Source organism: Streptomyces sp. NPDC002958, from assembly GCF_055563255.1.
Window position 1 is genome coordinate 456,685 of record NZ_JBVHDS010000001.1, and the last position, 18,747, is coordinate 475,431.

An 18,747-nucleotide genomic window follows, 5' to 3' on the forward strand; every position below is an offset into this window, starting at 1 on the left:
CTTAAGTGCGGTCGCTTGACCAGGCGCTGACCAAGCCTCCAGTATCCCCGCTCGAATCCCTGGCGGGGATTTCTCTTTCTCTGCCGGTGGATTCGGTCAGGCTGTCTCGAAAACGTCGGGGTGGCTTATTCGGCGTGCTCGATTTCCCGTTCATCGGGCACCGTGCGAGGAGGAAAGAGTGCCGGAAAGATTCCGGCGAACCCTGGCGGCGATGGTCGTCGGGGCCCTGGGAAGCTCACTCATTCAGGCACCGGCGTTCGCTGCCGATGCACCGAGGAGCGATGATTCCGGGGTCTTCGACACCGTTGCCGGCTGGTTCCGCGACGACGAAGAGAAGAAACCGGACAAGCCTCCGGTCGGCGGCAAACTGGAGATCCCCAGCCGTCAGAAACTGCCCAAGGGCAAGAACGAGCCCAAGGCCACCCGGGTCAAGGAACTGTCCGGGAAGCGCACCGCACACTCCCGGTTCTGGCAGATGTCGGACGGTCGGGTGGAGGCGGAGATCTCCGCCGCGCCCACCGCCTACCGCTCGGGCAGTTCCTGGAAGTCCGTCGACACCACGGTGCGGGCCGACGACGGCAAGGGCGGCAAGGGCTACGCCTTCGCCAACACCACCAACACCGGCCGCAGCCGCTTCGGTTCGGACCCGGAGCGGCAGCTGCTGCGCTTCGAGACCGAGGGCGGACAGGCGGTCACCCTCGCCCTGGAGGGCGCGGCCAAGGGCGTCAAACCCACGGCCAAGGACAACACCGTCACCTACAAGGGCGCGGCCGCCGGCGCGGATCTCTCGTACCAGGTGGGCGTGGGCCGGGTGAAGGAGAACATCACCCTGGCCGAACCCCCGGCCGCACCGCCGAAGTTCGTCTTCACCCTGAAGGCCGGGGAGCTGACGCCCAAGGAGCGGCGGGACGGCTCGATCGCCTTCTTCGGCGAGGCCCCGGGGACACCGGTCCTGGTGATCCCGCCCGCGTTCATGACGGACGCGAAGAAGGACAAGGCATCCCCCTACGGTCACACCTTCAGCCCGAAGGTCTCCCAGGACCTCAGCCGCCACGGCAAGGACTGGCGGCTCACCGTCACTCCGGACGCGAAGTGGCTGGCCGCGCCGGAGCGGCAGTACCCGGTGGTGATCGACCCGACCATCACCATCGCGCCGTCCCCGACGGCAGCCAAGGACGTCATGGTCCGCTCGGACCAGCCGACGGAGAACTTCGACAGCACCTGGGACCTGTCCGCGGGCAAGACCAGCAGCACGGGCATCACCCGCTCGCTGATCCAGTTCCCACTGGACGAGATCCCCGCCGGGTCGAAGATCGACGCGGCCAAGCTGAGTCTCTACTACGACCAGGTCCACACCACCGGCTCCAGCAACGTGGACGTGGAGATCCGGCGGGCCACCGGCACATGGACCGAGACCGGGGCGACCTGGAACAACACCAGCGCACTGGCGGGCGAGCAGTCCTCCACCACGGTGCTGCTGGACGACGGCGATCCGAGCACGGCCGCGGTCGGTGAGTGGCCCAGGGTCAGCGGTACGGGCTACTCGGGCGACTACGCGTACAACAAGAACTCCGGCACGGGCGAGTCGTACACCTACCAGCCCCAGGTCCCCGAGACCGCCGACTACCGCGTCGAGGTGCACACCACCCCGCTCGCCGACGGCGCCACCGCCGCCCCGTACACGGTCAATTCGGCAGAGGGCACCAACAGCTACACGGTGAACCAGGCGACCGGTACCGCAGGGTGGCGGCAGCTGGGCACCACCCAGCTGGACTTCACCAAGGGCAGCACCGGCAAGGTCGTTCTCGGTGACACCGGTGACGCGACCAAGCGGACCATGGCGGACGGGGTCCGTCTGGTCAACGCGGCGCAGATCCGCAAGGACATCGGCGAGTACAACTCCTGGCACAACTTCGCGGTGGCCGACACGGTCCAGAAGTGGGTCAGCGGTACATCCGTCAACAACGGCTTCGTCATCAAGGCCGTCAACGAGTCCTCCACCGCCCCGCTCGGCGGCCCCCAGTACGAGGCCGGGGACTACGACTACGGCGACGAGACCTCCACGATCCCGCGTCTCTCGGTCACCTTCGGCAAGGTCGGTACCTCGCTGGCCTCGCCGACCGTGGTGCACGGTACGGGTCCGGAGCTGAGCTGGAGCGCGTACAAGAACACCACCGGTGACACCGGTCTGGACCTGGTCGAGTACCAGCTGCACCGTTCCACGCAGCAGGTCTTCACCCCGTCGGCCGCGACCCTGGTCGCCCCGGTCGCCAAGACCCTGACGGCGTACACCGACACCACGGCGACCCCGACCCCGGACAGTTCCGCGGAGGAGATCGGCAAGTCGTACTACTACCAGCTCGCGGTCAAGACCGAAGACGGCCAGCTGCTCGGCTCCCCGACCCGGGTCGTCGGCATTCCCAAGGCCGGCCGCACCATGCGGCTCATCCAGGCCGGACAGACCGACACCACCCTGTCCGCCCTCAAGCCGACCACCAATCTCAACACCATTGAGCAGGGCACGGTGGGCCAGGACTGGCTGAGCGTGGGCAACAACTCGGCCACGTACGGCAAGACCCGCGCGGTCATGAAGTTCCCCACCACGGGTATCCCCACCACCGCCACGGTGCTGGAGAGCAAGCTCTTCCTGTGGTCGACGCTCACCGAGCGGACCGGCACATCCAAGGCGACCTACGACCTCCACGGTCTGACCAAGGCCTTCGACGAGACCACCGCCACCTGGAACAACGCCACGTCCACCACCGCCTGGACCGCGCCCGGCGGCGACTTCTCGGGCACCGTCTCGGACTACGTCCCCGGCTTCAGCACCGACCTCGGCCGCCACTGGTGGTACTCCACCGAGCTGATGAAGTCCTGGGTGAAGACGCCCGCCACCAACAAGGGCGCCCTCGTCAAACTGCGCGACGAGTCGGGCACCGGCCCGCAGGAGCGCTCGTTGTTCCTGTCGGCGGGCGCCCCGGACGTACAGCTGCGGCCGCTGATGCGCGTGATCTACGTGGACTCCACCACGGAGGACACGTACTACGCGCCCCGGACCCCGTCCCGGATGACTCCCAACTCCACCTACACGGTGGACTTCACGGTCACCAACACCACCGCCACCACCTGGGCGGCGGGGGCGCGTCAGCTCTCGTACACCTGGAAGCTGCCCGACGGCACGGACGTCACCACCGGCGGCAACCAGGTCAAGACGGCGATCCCGGAGCTGGCCCCCGGCCAGTCCGCGACGATCAAGGCGCAGGTCAATACGCCGATCAACTCGGACTCCGGCAACAAGCGCACGGACTATGTCCTCGGCTGGGACGTCTTCAACCCGGCCGACTCGACCTGGCTGTCCGCCGGGACCGGCGGCATCCCGGTGCTGAAGCAGAACGTGGCGGTCGAGGACCCGACCTCCAACAGCCTCGGCCTGGAGAAGTTCTACTCGTACACGGGCAAGAACACCGGCGCCGGTTCGTCCCTGATGAACAACCTGGCCTCCGGCAACAGTGTGTGGCAGTACAACGCCATCAACAATCCGGGCCGTGGCGTCAACACCTTCGCGCGCCTCGCGTACAACACGCTGGACACCTCGGACACGGTCCTCGGTCACGGCTGGTCCGCGCAGGTCTCGGGACCGACGCGGCTCGGCGCTCCGCTGGACTTCCACCCGAATCCGAACCCGACCGAGATCAGGCTCCCGGACGGCGACGGTACGACCCATGTCTTCCGCAAGCAGCCGGACGGCTCATGGAAGGCTCCGGCCGGTGTCCACTACAAGGTGACGCCGAAGACGGGCCTGGACTGCACCCCTGCCAAGGACCCGATTCCGGACGCGTGGACGCTGACGCGTCCGGACGGTACGCGGTTCCTGTTCGGCTGCGACGGCTACATGACGTCGGTCATCGACAACGACGGCAATACGCAGACGTACACGTACGAGGAGCGCAGGTCCAACAACAAGCCGACCAAGTTCCTGACGTACATCACGGACCCGGCCGGCCGCCAGTCGCTCACGATCGACTACTACAAGAAGGGCGACGCGTCCTACGAGTACATCGACGGTACGGGCGCAAAGGTCTCCGGCAGCAATCTGACCAACTCGAAGATCTACGACCACGTGAAGTCCATGACGGACATCTCGGGCCGGAAGATCAGCTTCTACTACACCGACAAGGGCCTGCTCGGGCAGATCACCGACGGTGAGGCGTCCTCGCAGCCGAAGGTCTTCACGTTCACCTACGACGCCACGCAGGGCAACAAGAACGTCAAGCTGGTCAAGGCGACCGACCCGCGCGGCAACGCGACCGACCTGGCGTACTACTACCCGAAGGAGGGCGACGACCCGAAGTACCACTGGTGGACGCAGACGATCACGGACCGTCGCAGGTTCACCACGGACTTCGCGTACAAGCCCAACACCACTATCAGCGACAAGTTCACCGACACCAAGGTGACGGACGCCGAGTTGCACGCCACGGATCACGTCCTGGACGACTTCGGCCGTCCGGTGCAGATGACCAACGCCAAGTCCCAGACCTCCAAGCTGAGCTGGGACGCGGACAACAACGTCGTTCTGATGGAGGAGCACAACAAGGCGAAGGCCGCGTACTGCTACGACCCCAGGACGGGCTATCCGCTCCGTCAGTGGGACGCGGAAGTCACCAACTCCTGGACGGATTTCAACCCGACGGACTACTGCAACCCGTCCTCGTACCCGGACAAGGCGACGGCGTTCGAGTACACCACGCGGATCGACGGCTACTCCGCCGACCTGTTCCGCAAGACGTCTCCGCTGGGCAACACCTGGCAGTTCGGCTATGACGATTTCGGCAACCAGACGTCGGTGACCGACCCGGAGGGCGTCGCCACGGCGACGGTCGACGGCGACTACACGGCCACGACCGAGTACGACGGTTACGGCCAGCCGACCAAGCAGACCGATGCCAACGGCCACTCCACGACGTACGAGGAGTTCGGCCCGCACGGCTACCCGGCGAAGATCACGGACGCTCTCCAGGCGGCCAGCACCTTCGTCTATGACGAGCGGGGCAACACCACCGAGGTGGTGAACGCCAAGGGCGCCAAGGTCACGCAGGCGTACGACTACTTCGGCCGTCCGCTGGAGCAGAAGTCGCCGAAGGACCAGGCCGCCGGCGTCATCATCACGACGCCGGCCCCGGTCTACGACGCCAACAACAACATCGAGAAGGCCTTCGCGCCGAACGGTGCGGAGACCTCGTCGGTGTACGACGCGGCGGACCAGGTCACCGCGTCCCTCGCGCCCAAGGACATCTCGACGGACGACGAGCGGCGCACGACCACCACGTACGACAAGGTCGGAAACCCCCTGACCGTCACGGAGCCCAAGGGCAATGTGACGACGACGGCCGGCGACTACACGACCACGTACACCTACGACGAGATCTACCAGCCCGTCTCGGTGGTCAACGCCAAGGGCGACAAGGTCTCCAGCGAGTACGACAACGTCGGCAACCTGGTCACCGTCGTGGACCCGAGGAAGAACGCCACCGCCGACACGGCCGACTACACCACGAAGTACGTCTACGACCTGAACCACCGGGTCACCAGGACGACGGACGCGGCAGGCAAGTTCACATCCGTCAACTACGACCTCGACGGTCGCACCGACAAGGTGACGGACGCCGAGGGCAACACGAGCGAGACGGTCTTCGACCGGCGCGGCCTCGCCAAGGAGGTGAAGGTCCCGTACTCGAAGGACGGCTCCGGGAACATCACCTACCGGACGACCAGGATGGAGTACGACGAGGTCGGCAACCAGACGAAGGAGATCAGCCCGCGCGGCGTCGAGACGACCGACGACGCGACCGATTTCACCTCGGAGACGGTCTACGACGAGCTGAACCGGGTCAAGGAGCGGCTCACCCCGTTCGACAAGGACGATGCCAAGAACTCCGCCCCGGACAAGACCTTCTACTTCTACGACACGGTCGGTCAACTGGAGCGGGTCTCGGCTCCTCCGTCGCAGGGCCAGTCGGTCCGTAACGACACCGAGTACACCTACTTCGACAACGGCTGGACGAAGACGGCCAAGGACCCCTTCGACATCACCACGGCGTACGACTACAACGTCCTGGGCCAGCAGACGAAGAACACGCTGACCTCGGCCGGTGGCTCCTCGCAGCGGACGATGACGTGGGACTTCTATCCGTCGGGCAACCAGAAGGCGCGCTCGGACGACGGCATCCCGGTCGGCAAGCAGGTGGTGGTCGTCGACTCCACCGACGTCAACAACACGGCCACCCAGGGGAACTGGGACGCGTCCCAGGCAATGGGCCAGTGGGGCTACGACCTCCGTACGCACCCCAGGGGCACCGGCACCTCGTCCTTCACCTGGCAGCTGAACATCCCGCAGGACGGCACGTACGAGGTCTTCACCCGGCACGGCGACGTGACCGGTGCGGCCACCGACGCCCCGTTCGAGATCACACACGCCTCGGGCGAGGTCACCAAGCCCGTCGACCAGACCACCCGGTCCGGTGAGTGGGTCTCGCTGGGCTCGTACTCCTTCACCGAGTCGGGCACCCAGAAGATCACCCTGTCCGACCTGGCCGACGGCACGGTCGTGGCCGACGGCATCAAGCTCGTCCGCGCCAACACGGGTGAGACCGACAACGAGAAGAAGGACTTCACCTACCGCTACGACGTCAACGGCCTGCTGTCCGAGGTCAGGGACCTCGCCCCCGGGGCCACGGCCGACGCCTACGCGATGACCTACGACGAGCTGAACCAGCTCGAGAAGGTCGAGGAGAAGTTGGGCGGCACGGTCAAGAACACGACCGCGCTGACCTACGACGCCAACGGGAACCCGGTCACGACGACCCACGATCTGACGTGGTCGAAGTCCGAGTACGACATCCGCGACATGGTCGACAAGATCATCAACGCGGACTCGCCGACGTCGGGCAACCAGCAGATCACCGGTTTCACCTACACCGACCGCGGCCAGCCGCTGAAGCAGACGAAGCCGAACGGCAACACTGTCGACTACACGTACTGGCTCAACGGCGCGGTGAAGTCGCAGACCGAGAAGAAGAGCGGCGAGGTGGTGATCGCCTCACACGACTTGGAGTACGACCCGAACGGGAACCGTTCCAAGGACACGTCGAAGGTGATGAACGCCGACAACGCGGCGGACTACCTCGACACGGTCTCGACGTTCGACTACGACCCGCAGGACCGGATCGCCAAGGTCACCAAGACCGGTGATGCGGCGGGCACGGAGACGTACGGCTATGACGGCAACTCCAACATCGTCGAGCAGACGGTGGGCGGGGTGACGTCCACGTCGACGTACGACCGCAACCGTCTGCTGAAGACGTCTGCGGGTGGTGTCGCCTCGACGTACAACTACGATCCGCTGGGCCGTCTGGACACGGTGTCTTCCAACGGCTCGGTCCAGCAGAAGAACACCTACGACGGTTTCGACCGGATCGCGAAGAGCACGGCAGGTACGGGCGCTTCGGCCAAGTCGACGTCGTACGTGTACGACGCCTTCGACCGCACCGTGTCCGAGACCACGTCGGGCACGGGCGGGAAGACCACGGTCTTCACGTACCTGGGCATGGAGGACAAGGTGCTGCGGGAGGAGGTCGCCGACAAGGCGACCAAGTCCTACCAGTACTCGCCGTGGGGTCAGAAGCTGACCCAGATCAAGCACGGCACCGACGCGACGAAGGAGTACTCGCAGTACCTCTACCACCCCAAGGGCGATGTGGAGGCGATCACCAAGGACGACGGCAACACTCGTGCCACGTACGGGTATTCGGCGTACGGCTCCGACGACGAGAAGCAGTTCACCGGTGCGGACAAGCCGGATGCCTCGAACCCGGAGAAGGAGCAGTACAACGACTACCGCTACAACGCGGCGCGGCACGACGACGGTTCGGGCACCTATGACATGGGTTTCCGGAACTACGACCCGGGCCTGAACCGGTTCCTGACGCGTGACATGTACGGCGGCGCCCTGGACGACATGTCCCTGGCCACCGACCCGTACACGGGCAACCGGTACGCGTTCGCGGGCGGCAACCCGATCTCCTTCGTGGAGCTGGACGGCCACCTCTTCGGCATCGACATCTCCCTCTCGGACGTGGGCCACGCGGCCCTGGACGTGGCGGGCATGGTCCCGGTGATCGGCGAGGTCGCGGACGTCGCCAACGGCGTCTGGTACATGGCGGAGGGCAACTACGTCGACGGTGCCCTGTCGATGGCGGCAGCCATCCCGGGTGCCGGCAACGCGGTCACGGCCGCGAAGTGGGCCAAGAAGGGCGCGAAGGCCGTCGACGCGGTCAAGGGCGGCAAGAAGGCCGGCTCAGGTGCCAAGAAGGTGGCGGGCAAGCCCAAGACGTCCAAGCCGAAGAAGACTACGGACCAGCCTGCACCCAAGAAGCAAGGCGGCAGTTGCAAGGCGCCGGCGAAGAAGAACAGCTTCGTCCCGGGCACCAAGGTCGCCATGGCCGACGGGTCCACGAAGAACATCGAGGACCTCAAGGTCGGCGAGTACGTCCTGGCTTCCGACCCGGAGACCGGCGAACTCCAGGCACGTCAGATCACCGACACCATCGTCGGCGACGGGGTGAAGCACCTGGTCACCCTCACCGTCGACCCCGACGGCGCGAAGGGTCCAGCCGAGCCCGGCACGATCACGGCAACGACCGGTCACCCCTTCTGGCTCCCCGACTTCGGCCGGTGGGTCACTGCCGGGGAACTGAAGCCCGGAATGTGGCTGCAGACCGCGACCGGGGCCTGGTCCCAAGTCACGGGCGTCGACGAGACCGAGCGGACCCAGCGGGTCCACAACCTCACGGTCGACGCAGTCCACACATACTTCGTGTACGTCGCCGGCACTCCGGCGCTGGTCCACAACGCCAACCCGCCGGTCCATGGCGCCTGCGCCGTCACCGGTGGACCCTACCGGGGCGGCCAGTACAAGGACCAGCATGCGAAGAAGGGCGTGATCGAGCGCAACCACATGCCGGCGAGCCAGTCCATCAAGGACGCCTTCGGCATGCCGGAGGGCCAGGGCCTGACCATCCAAATGGACAAGGCCGATCACCACGCCACGGAGAGCTGGGGCAGCAGTTACGACGGGCAGATGCACCGCGCCCACCAGTCGTACCTCCTCAAGCAGGGGCGCCTCACGGAAGCTCTCCAGATGGACATCGACAACGTGAAGTCGATGTTCCCAGGCAAGTACGATGCCGCGATTGATGAGATGCTCACGAAGCTGCCCAACTTCATCGAAGCCGCAAACAAGGCCGGGTTCAACCGGCCGATCGTCTAATCCCGGAGGCCGCCTTGATCGACATGGAGATTCTGCCGTTGAAGGGATTTCCCGAGGTGCGCTTCGGGATGCCCAGGCAGTCCGTCAGAGAGACTCTGGGGGAGCCGTCCGTATTTCGCCGCTCGGCATACGCTCCGGTTCTTTCGGACGCCTATTACGAGTTGGGGATGATCCTGGGATACGACGACAGGGACTCGCTGTGTTCAATCGAGGTGGCCGCCCCGGCGGAACCGAGCCTGCGAGGCGTGGGACTGCTTGACCGTTCCCACACGGAGGTACTGGCGGAGCTGCGCTCCGCCGGTGTTCCCGTGGAGCAGAAGGGCTCTGACTGGGTTGTCCCGGGGCTGGGTATCGTGCTCGGCAATCCGCATGCGGAGGCCCCGGGGGACTTCCGCAGCGTTCTGATCTCCTCACGTACCCGAGTGATTTATGAATTCTCCTTCTTCGAAGGGGAAGGACGAATCGCGTCGGGGAGCTTCGAGGTGGATCCCCACCGCGGCTTCGGAGCTGTGCGGCTGGGAGCCTCGAGAGAAGAGGTGCGTGAACTGCTGGGCAGCGGAATGGAGTCCGAACCTGAATTCGGGCCCGCCTCGCAGGACCATTTCCTGTCAGCGGGTGCGGCTGTCGGATACGACTCCGAAGGCCGCGTGACACGCGTCGTCATGGCCCGGCCCGCGCAAGTGGTGTACCGGGGCATGGAGCTGATCGGGCACCCGTACGCCGAAGTCGTGGCGGCGGCGCGCAGACAAGGCGTCGCCGTCGTGGAGCGCGAGGCCGAACTCGTCTTTCCGGAGAGCGGGTTCAGCGTGTGGACGGCGCGCGCCGGAGACGACGTGCTGCCAATCGTCGCAGCGGCACTCGGGCGGCACGACGCGTAGCGTCTGGACCGGGTGCGTGACGGCCGGGGCCGACTGCCGGCCAGGACAAGGAACTGGCGGGCAACATGCCGGTCGAGGTCGACCTCACGACCAGGGGAATGCCGATTCATCGGGTTGGACGAGTCCTTCGAGTACATGGATTTGGGGCTTCCCTGACCGAGTTCAAGACGAAGTGACCCGTATGAACGCGCTCAGACTGGCATGGTTCGCGTTGTCCCTCGCCTTGTCGCCACGCGTCTGGGCCCGCCGTCCGGATACCCTCCGGGCGGCGGGCCGCTCCGTGTCGCCGCTCGCCGTGCCGTCGGCTGTAATCGGTGTGATCTGCATCAACCAAGTGTCCTTCGTGGTCGACGTGCTGCGCCTGCACGAGGGAGAACCGTCCTTCATCACGAGAGGTGTTGTACAGAATCCGCGGTCCGAGTGTGCGACGCAGCCCTCCTTGAGCAACTCACGGCCGACGGCCATCCTCAGCGCGTCGACGACCAGTTCGGCGCGGTGGTGGTCGGCTGTCGCGTACCCGCTCACCTCCCGGGTGGCCTGGTAGATGACGGTGGCGAGGTACCCTCGTGAAAGCTATATCGGCCGTACGGCCCCGGCGCGGACGGTGTCGCAGGCGTCTCGGCAATCTCCGTGCTGACAGGGCGTACCACTCCGCCGAAACCCTGGCTTGGCTGCGGAAACGCGGCATCATCGCCCGTATCGCGCGCCCGGGCATCGAGTCCTCCGAACGCTTCGGCCGGCACCGGTGGAAGATCGAGCGCACCTTTTTTCTGGCTGTTCGGCTACTGCTGCCTTACCTTCCGGTATGAGCGCAAGGCAGCCAATTCCTTGCCTTCCTCGGCCTCGCAGCCGCGCTTACTTGCTACAAGAAACTCGCCAAACTCACTACATGAGAAATCGTCTAAGGAGGTGAGGACGCCATGGACCTCACATGGGTTGAGTCGGAGGGCGGGCCGATGATTGTCGTAGAGGAGTCGCTGAGGCGCCTCTGGGGCGGTTACACGAACTCCGACTACGAAAAAGCGTGTGAGGTCGAAGGCTACGCCGGGCTGGTGCCGTTCGGGGAGCCGTCGGCCCCCGGGCCCGCGCTGGCGATCAACGACATCCCCGCCCCGACCGCATTCATGGAGGAGTTCCGTGCCATTGTTCAATGGATCTCGTCGTCCAGCGATGCTCGATTCGTCGAGGTCGTGCGCGGAGGCATCGAATTCGTGGGTACATGGGTGGACGGCCCGGTCGTGCAAGTGAACGGCCCGCTCGCCGTGTTCGATGCTGCTCTGCCGGGAACAGAAGCTCGTGCGGACGAACTTCTGCTGGTGGAGATCGAGCCCGCGGTCTATCGACTGAGGACCGCGGACATCGAGTCGGACGCCGGTACGTGTGCACGGGTCCACAAGCTCGATTGGTTGATCCAGTGAACTGCGCGTAGTCGTTGTGCATCGCTGTCGGCCGGGGTCGTAACCCACCGCGCTTCGGCCCGGTCGATTACCGCGCGTCACGCAGTCGAGTGCGGGATCTACCGCCTCAAGAGGCATCGCGCGGTCGCCACGCGATATGACAACCTCGCGGTCCGCTACGAGGCGACCGTCCTCATCGCGGCCATCAATGAGTGGTTGTGATCGGCACCCGTCGCTAGAGCTCGTGGTCCTGGGCCAGTTCCTCCCAGCGAATGCTGCGAAGTGCAAGGTCAGCGTCCTCGCCCGATGGGACATCCAAGACGGTCTGGAACCAGACCACAGTGAGGGCGGAACGGTGCAGCACCGGGTCGAGTTCAAGGGCTACTGCTGTCGAGCGGAAGGCGCCGATGCAGGCCACGGAAGGCAGCACCTCGACGGGGCCGAAGGCGCCGGCGGTCTGGTCCGGGTACTCGCGGGAGGGCGGAACCAGATGGACCGGCGTGGAGGGAAACGCGTGTTCGGCCTGCCGCTGGAGGCTGCTGACCTTCATGTCGTTGATGGGCTTGCACGGGTAGCCCTCCAGCATCCCCCCGTAGGTCGAAGACATTCGCAGCTCGGTGAGCTCGATCGAACGGCCGGACGTGAGGGTTATGTGGCTCAGCGACATGCCGACACCCTATGCGCACGATTCACTCCCGATACACGGCCTAGAAGGGGGGCCAGTCCGGTCCGGGTGGAGGAGTGGGACCGATCCGCTTCCTATCGCGCATCTCCAGCGGCCAGCGCTGGTCGATGACGGCTGCGGCCTCCTTACAGGTTTCGCAGGCATTGGGCCACTCCGGCACCCACAGGTACGGAGAGGTAGGCAAGCTGTCATGTTTCATGCCGCACAGGGTCGCGCCGGAATCTGAGTAGGCGTAAGCCACGTCGTAGGCATGGGCCACGTCCTCGGGCAGCTCCGGTGATTCTGCCCGCTCCCAACGCCCGTACATAGGCTGGTACTGCGGCCGTGAGACCTCACGGGGATCGTGTCCCAGCTCGGTCCATGCGTAGCACCAGGAGCAGAACCACCGCTCCTTCACCGGCAGGTCCCATTTCATCCGCGGTTCCGCTACCGGCATCCGTCGCATTTCGTGTCCACACACGTCACAGGTCACATTGACGATCCCTCCATGTGGCACTGGCCAAGGATTCCCATAGGCAGTGTCGGTAGAAGGCCCCTTCCGAACCGGCATTCTGTTAGGAGTTCTTACGCAGATCGGCGGCCGGACGCGTCCTTGAGGGAGGTGACGAACGACGTCCAGGCGGGGGCGGTGACCGTGAGGGTCGGGCCGTCGGTGAGCTTGGAGTCGCGGACGGGGACGATGCCCGCGAGGCCGTCGGCGACCTCCACGCAGTTGCCGCCCGTGCCGTTGCTGAAGCTGCTCTTGCGCCAGACGGCGGTGCTCAAGTCAATCCCGTAGCTTGCCATTTCGGTCATCCTCAGCCGCTCGCTCGATCAGGACGAGGGACGCCTCCGGAGGCAGCGCGGCGGCCCTGAGCAGATCGTACGACCTGCGGTACTCCTCAACGAGGGACGGATCGTCGATGGTGTCCCCGCTGTGCTGCGACTCCAAGTAGACCAGCGGTGGAGCATCGGGGAAAGCCATAATCGTGGCGGCCCCCATCATGAGCGGGTGCGGCCCGCAGTTCCACGGGAGGATCTGTGGAACGATCCGCCGTCGCCGCGCCAGCGCTGCAATGTGCTCCAGCTGTTCGGCCGACTGTTTCGGAGGAAGGATCGGCTGGCGCAGCAGCACCTCCGGCAGGATCGCCCAATAGGCAGGGGTTTTGTGGCTGTCTTCGAAGAGACGGGCCCGTGACATCCGCGCGGCGACCTTCTCCTCCACTTCGTCGTCGGGTGCCAGCGGCATCGCCGCCCGGACCACCGCCCGCGCGTACGCGTCTGTCTGCAGCAGACCGGGAATCAGATTCGGGCACCACTCCTCGATGGTCTTGGCGTGCTTCTCCGCTTCCAGAGCGCGCTCGAAGTAGCTGGCGTGGCCTCGCCTCTTCGCCTTCCGTACGTCCTCGCAGCGGCGCTGGAAGAAGCCGTCGGTATCCAGCGTCCGGTCCACGTGCTCGGCCAGTTCGGCCGGCATGCGGCGCTGTCCGCGTTCGATCTCGCTGAGGTGGCTGGGGCCGTAGAAGCTGCCCTCCACCAGTTGTTGGAGGGTCAGTCCGGCCTCCTCCCGTTTCCAGCGCAACTCCTTGCCGTAGAAGGTGGGGACGCTTGCCGACCCGTCGATGTCCTTGCGCTGTCCCATCGTTCACCACCATTGGTGTCGTTGCCGCCCGTTTCACGGCGTGTCCGCCCGAGTCCCGGGGATTCCCGCGCCGATGCCAACGCGCAAGGGCATACGCGCAGTTCACGGCCGGGAGCCCGAAGCTCTTTCACGGTAGGCCGTGGCGCGTCAGAGTGTGAGTGATTCGTCACAGAGCGCACTGGAAGGTGTGACACGCCATGAACGACCACCCCCACGACGGCGCGGGTACGGACGCCGATGCGCAGGACTGCGTGAACGAACTGCGGGCCGCGCTCGCCGCCCACGGCGTCACGCTGCCCTCCCTCGGGGTCGACCTGCCGACCTTTGCTGCCCGCTACCGCACTCCGCCACTCATCACGCTGGGCAACTGCAACCTGCCCACCGCACGCGCTCTGGTCGCCGTGCTGCGCAAGGGAGTCGCGTGATGCGAGAACCACTGACCCTGGAGCTTCTCGCCACACCCAAGGCCGTGCCCGAGGTGCGCCACGCCCTGCGCGCGTACCTGGGCGGCCCCTGTGCCGACCTCCAGTTGTGTGCCACCGAGCTGATCACCAACGTCATCCGCCACCTCGGCGAGGGCGTCCCCGTAACGGTCCGCGCTTGGTGCGACCAGGGCCGTGCGCGATTGGAGGTCACCGATCCCGACCCCCGGGCCCTGCCCGTCCTGTGCAGGGCGGCCGGAGACGACGAGACCGGCCGCGGCCTCACCCTGCTCGATGCCCTGGCGCTGCGCTGGGGCGTGGAGCAGGGCCCTGGTACCAAGACGGTGTGGTGTGAGCTGCCGGGCAGCGACCGCACGTCCCCTGGTGAGCCCTCCGCGGCCATTCGGGTCGATTCGGAAGGGATGTCCGTGGGCGTGATCGCAGGGTGAATGCTGCTGTGCAGTTCGCCCGTTGTGCAGGCTCGGTGGTCGGTCGTGACGAAGGAATGGGCACGTGCGAATTCGTTTCAGGTGTGTTGCGTTGCTTCTCCCTCTGCCGCTCTCGCTCGCCGCTTGCGGCGGCCTGAGCTCCCGGACGAGTCCGCCGGCTGCCGAAGGTGACCTCGTGTGAAGAAGGTTTGCAGGTCAGCCAGATACCGGACCGCGTCCCGACGGTCAGAGACTGGCTCCTGCGGGAAGGCGAGGGCTCCTCGGACCTTCCGTGACAGGCGGCGCCGACAGATCGAATGACGTCGTTGCGGTTGCGCTGAGCGCGTAGGGATCTTGGCCGGAGCGTTGCGTGATGACAGCCTTGCGGCCATGAAGATCCTTGTCATCGGTGGAACTGTCTTTTTGGGCCGTGCGCTCGTCGACGAGGCGCTCCGGCGCGGCGACGAGGTGACGTTGTTCAACCGTGGGCAGTCAGGCCCGACGCCTTCCGGGGTAGAGGCGGTCCAGGGAGACCGCGAGGACGAGGCCGCCCTGCGTGCGCTGGCGGAAGGGAGAACCTGGAACTGTGTGATCGACACGTGCGGGTTCGAGCCCCGTACCGTGCAGCGTTCGGTCCGGGCACTGGCCGGGCACGCGGGAGCGTACGCGTTCGTCTCGTCCTTCCACGCTTACGCCGACTGGCCCGCCAAGGGGGTGGACGAGACCTCCCCCCGCCACGCCTGCTCTCCGGACGCCGCGCCGGACGACGTGCCCTACAACGCGCTCAAGGCCGGATGCGAGCGGGCAGTCGAGGAGGGCTTCCCCGGACACGCCCTGATTGTCAATCCTGGCATCATCGTCGGTCCCGGAGAGAACATCGGACGCCTCCCGTGGTGGCTGGAGACCATCGCACGGGGAGGCCGTGTACTGGCTCCGGGGTCCCCGGACCGTGCGATGCAGCTGATCGACGCCCGCGACATCGCCAACTTCGTTCTCGACCGGCTCGCCGAGGGAAGTACCGGCCGCTACCTGACCACCGGCGTCCGCGAGAACACCACGATGGGCGAGCTGCTCCGCGCCTGTGTCGATGCCACCGGCGCCGACACCGAACTCGTCTGGGCCGACGAGCAGTTCCTCCAGGATCACGACGTAGCCCCGTGGACCGAAATGCCGCTGTGGATGCCGGACATCCCCGAGGTCTCCGGCGCGTGGACCGCTTCCTCGGCCAAGGCGCTGGCCGCCGGTCTGCGTTGCCGCCCGGTCGCCGAGACCGTCGCGGACACCTGGCGGGCGCTCAACGACGGTGGACATCCGCGACCCAAGTACCTTCAGGGAAAGATTCCCGTCGGCTTGGACGGGGCCAAGCGCGACGCGGTCCTCGCCGCGTGGGATGCCCGCGAATCGCAGCCCTGAGTCGGCCACCGTGCCCCGGCCCCGCGGCCTGTGAAACGGCGGGGCCGGGATCTTCCTGCACGTCAACGGGAGCGGTGCCACCGCCGGTTGCGTCTCTGTGCCGCGTGCCGCGTGCCGCGACTGGCGTCGGCGACGTTCGAGGTGGGGTGATGGTTGTGCGCGCGCAAGCGATTCGTCCTCTTCCTGGCCATGAGAAGGACCACAGTGCCCTTCGTGTGATGTTCCCGGGCCCCTGAGCGCTGGGTCAGTGTCGGTGATCGCAGGCACGGCGAAGGGCGGGCGGAATCATGGGTGGGGACGAGCAGACAACGTTTCCCGAAGCAGCGGTGATGCGCTCCTACACATCGGAGTTCGTCGCCCGACTCACCGCGCGCAGCCGGCTGCCCCTCGACTACTCGGTCGCCAGCCTCCGGCTCGTCGACCTCGTCGTCGACGGCCTGCGGCGTGATCAGCCGCAACGGGACCGCGTCTCCGGGACCCTGCTGGGGCTCGGGGCGTACACCGGCGAAGTGATCGTCCGCAGGGCCGGGGGGACATGGGTGGACTTGGACGCCGCACAACGGGAGCTGTTCCGGCAGGCGGTGGGCGTGCGGATGCCCGACGGACGGGTCTGGAATCCGCTCGGCAAGGTCGTCAACCGCTTCGAGTCGGGGGCGGAGGAATCGGTACAGCGGCTGTATCTCCTGCTGCACGGGCGGGCGGCGCAGCACAAGGCTGTGTGCGGGTAGCTCCTGCGCGTGGAGAACCTGTGACATTTCTGTGGCTCCGGACGCAGAGGGAGAGAGGGGTGTTGCCTCGGCAGGACAGGAATACGGGGGCCGGTGCCGGATCGGGTGTTGAGCAGGGAAGCGTTGGGCACGGGCGAGGAGCAGCGCCGCAGGCAGATGTGCGACGCCGAGCTCGGTGCTGCCGTCGAGCGGGCCCAGCAGGGGGACGAGGACGCCTTCGCCGTCGCGTACCGGATGGTGCAGCCGGGCCTCCTCGGCTACGTACGCGGACTGGTCGGCGACGATGCCGAGGACGTGGCCTCCGACGCCTGGCTGGAGATTGCCCGCGATCTGGGGCGGTTCCGCGGTGACGGAGCAGGGTTCCGCGGCTGGACCGCGATGATCGCCCGCCACCGTGCGCTGGACCACCTGAGGAAGCTGAAGCGGCGGCCCCGTACCACCTTGATCGAACAGGATGTGCTTCAGCTGCCCGGCGGCTACGACACGGCCGCCTCGGCGCTGGAGAGGCTCTCCACCCAAACGGCGCTGGAGGTCATCGGGACGCTGCCGCGCGAGCAGGCCGAGGCCGTACTGCTGCGGGTGGTCGTCGGTCTGGACGGTCCTGCGGTGGCGCGCGTGCTCGGCAAACGCGCGGGGGCGGTCCGCACGTCCGCGTACCGCGGGCTCAAGAGACTGGCGGAGCAGGTGTCCTGGGGCAGTGGGACGGGTGCTGTGACGAAGAGGGCGCGTCGTACGCTGAGTGATGAAGCATGAGATACGAATCGCAGCGGCCGCCCGAGCCGCCGGAGACACCCGAACTGGCCGCGTTGCTCGCGGCAGCGCGGCGTACCGGGGCACTCGACCCCGGTGACGAGAAGCGCGCTACCGCCGCCTTCGTGGCCGCGCGGGACGAGGGCGCGCACAACGCAGTGGTGCGGTGGCCGCGTCGACGTGACGACTGGCGTCCGGCGAAACGACGGCGCGGTGTGCGCTCGTTCCGGGTGATGCTCGGTGGCTTCATGGCTGCGGCGACGCTCGGCGGGGTCGCGGTGGCCGCGGGTTCGGGGGCGATTCCGGAACGTTTCGGTGGCGGTGAGAGCGACGCGGCGGAGTCCGTACGCCCCCCGCGCACCTCTCCCGCGACACCCGGTGGGCGTCCCTCCAGCGAGGAGTCGCTGCAGCCGGACGGCGATGGTGCCTCGCCGGGGGTCACGAACGCTCCCGGCGACGGGCATCCTTCCGGTCGGCCCGACCGGGCACAGGACGATGTCGCGCTGTGCCGTGTGTACCTCAGCGACCGGGGCAGCGGGAAGGCCATGGACGCCGCTGCCTTCGAACGGCTGGAGGCGGCCGCGGGCGGTGCGTCGGAGGCGGCGGTGACGGCCTACTGCGACGGGCTCCTCGGACAGCCGTCACCGGGGGAGTCGAAGAAGGCCCAGGGCAACCGGGACGCGGAGGAGAAGGCGGAGGAGAAGGCGGAGGCGGAGGAGAAGGCCGTGCCTGAGGGGAAGCAGGGCGGCCGGACGCCGTCGCAAGGGAGCGGGACCCGGACCGGGAGCGGCGGCAAGGATGGGACCGCTGTCGGCTGAATCGCCGACCGTCGCGCTCGTCGTCGCTGCCAAGCAGTCGGGTGGCGGCCTCGACTCGGTCGAGCTCGATCACCCTCCCTCAGGCCGCCGCCGTGGAGCAGGGTTTCGTCGAGCAGGTGTGGCAACAGGCCGCTCCTACCTTCAACTCCGAGATCCTCGGTCCGCACTTCGAGGACCTGGCCCGCGACTTCACCCGTCGTTACGCCCACGGAGGATCGGGTGAACGCCCGGATGCGTTCGTCACGGGTTGGTCATGCAGAGGTCCCGCGCCCTCGGTAA

12 protein-coding genes are annotated in these 18,747 nt (G+C 66.7%); 9 read left to right on the forward strand and 3 right to left on the reverse strand.

Going from position 1 to position 18,747, the window contains the following annotated elements; translation table 11 throughout:
• The first annotated feature begins 211 nt into the window (after positions 1–211).
• The 3 genes from ACZ3IC_RS02170 to ACZ3IC_RS02180 all read left to right on the forward strand — a co-directional run bounded on the left by ACZ3IC_RS02170 (position 212) and on the right by ACZ3IC_RS02180 (position 11,624).
• Positions 212–9,328 carry a golvesin C-terminal-like domain-containing protein gene (locus ACZ3IC_RS02170; RefSeq protein ID WP_467412097.1) on the forward strand — a complete coding sequence of 3,039 codons (9,117 nt, stop codon included), beginning with the start codon at positions 212–214 and terminating at the stop codon, positions 9,326–9,328.
• Between the two features lie 14 nt (positions 9,329–9,342).
• Positions 9,343–10,206 (forward strand): hypothetical protein, encoded by an 864-nt coding sequence (locus ACZ3IC_RS02175; protein ID WP_467411645.1) that lies wholly within the window; start codon positions 9,343–9,345, stop codon positions 10,204–10,206.
• A 920-nt stretch (positions 10,207–11,126) separates the two neighbouring features.
• On the forward strand, positions 11,127–11,624 hold the full coding sequence (locus tag ACZ3IC_RS02180; protein ID WP_467411647.1) for an Imm21 family immunity protein: 498 nt from the start codon (positions 11,127–11,129) through the stop codon (positions 11,622–11,624).
• A gap of 214 nt (positions 11,625–11,838) precedes the next feature.
• On the opposite strand, the gene ACZ3IC_RS02185 is transcribed toward ACZ3IC_RS02180, so the two are convergent.
• The 3 genes from ACZ3IC_RS02185 to ACZ3IC_RS02195 form a co-directional block, all read right to left on the reverse strand.
• The gene (locus tag ACZ3IC_RS02185; RefSeq protein ID WP_467411648.1) at positions 11,839–12,270 is read right to left on the reverse strand and encodes a hypothetical protein; all 432 of its coding nucleotides are present in this window, start codon (positions 12,268–12,270) and stop codon (positions 11,839–11,841) included.
• Positions 12,271–12,852: 582 nt separating this feature from the next.
• Entirely contained in the window at positions 12,853–13,074 is a 222-nt protein-coding gene (locus ACZ3IC_RS02190) for a DUF397 domain-containing protein (RefSeq protein ID WP_467411650.1), read from the reverse strand.
• Positions 13,055–13,909 carry a helix-turn-helix domain-containing protein gene (locus tag ACZ3IC_RS02195; RefSeq protein WP_467411652.1) on the reverse strand — a complete coding sequence of 285 codons (855 nt, stop codon included), beginning with the start codon at positions 13,907–13,909 and terminating at the stop codon, positions 13,055–13,057. The genes ACZ3IC_RS02190 and ACZ3IC_RS02195 overlap by 20 nt, the downstream gene beginning before the upstream one ends.
• 197 nt (positions 13,910–14,106) lie before the next feature.
• Here ACZ3IC_RS02195 and ACZ3IC_RS02200 point away from each other — a divergent pair, with 197 nt between their 5' ends.
• From ACZ3IC_RS02200 to ACZ3IC_RS02225, 6 genes are all read left to right on the forward strand, one after another.
• Complete coding sequence (locus ACZ3IC_RS02200; RefSeq protein WP_467411654.1) at positions 14,107–14,334, forward strand: hypothetical protein; 228 nt, start codon at positions 14,107–14,109, stop codon at positions 14,332–14,334.
• The gene (locus ACZ3IC_RS02205) at positions 14,334–14,780 is read left to right on the forward strand and encodes an ATP-binding protein (RefSeq protein ID WP_467411656.1); all 447 of its coding nucleotides are present in this window, start codon (positions 14,334–14,336) and stop codon (positions 14,778–14,780) included. Before ACZ3IC_RS02200 ends, ACZ3IC_RS02205 begins: the two co-directional genes overlap by 1 nt.
• Before the next feature lie 369 nt (positions 14,781–15,149).
• Positions 15,150–16,172 (forward strand): NAD-dependent epimerase/dehydratase family protein, encoded by a 1,023-nt coding sequence (locus ACZ3IC_RS02210; RefSeq protein WP_467411659.1) that lies wholly within the window; start codon positions 15,150–15,152, stop codon positions 16,170–16,172.
• Positions 16,173–16,501: 329 nt separating this feature from the next.
• The gene (locus ACZ3IC_RS02215) at positions 16,502–16,900 is read left to right on the forward strand and encodes a hypothetical protein (protein ID WP_467411661.1); all 399 of its coding nucleotides are present in this window, start codon (positions 16,502–16,504) and stop codon (positions 16,898–16,900) included.
• Positions 16,901–17,023: 123 nt separating this feature from the next.
• The gene (locus tag ACZ3IC_RS02220; RefSeq protein WP_467412099.1) at positions 17,024–17,653 is read left to right on the forward strand and encodes an RNA polymerase sigma factor; all 630 of its coding nucleotides are present in this window, start codon (positions 17,024–17,026) and stop codon (positions 17,651–17,653) included.
• Positions 17,650–18,468, forward strand: a complete 819-nt coding sequence (locus ACZ3IC_RS02225) for a hypothetical protein (protein ID WP_467411663.1) — start codon at positions 17,650–17,652, stop codon at positions 18,466–18,468. Before ACZ3IC_RS02220 ends, ACZ3IC_RS02225 begins: the two co-directional genes overlap by 4 nt.
• Positions 18,469–18,747: the final 279 nt, after the last annotated feature.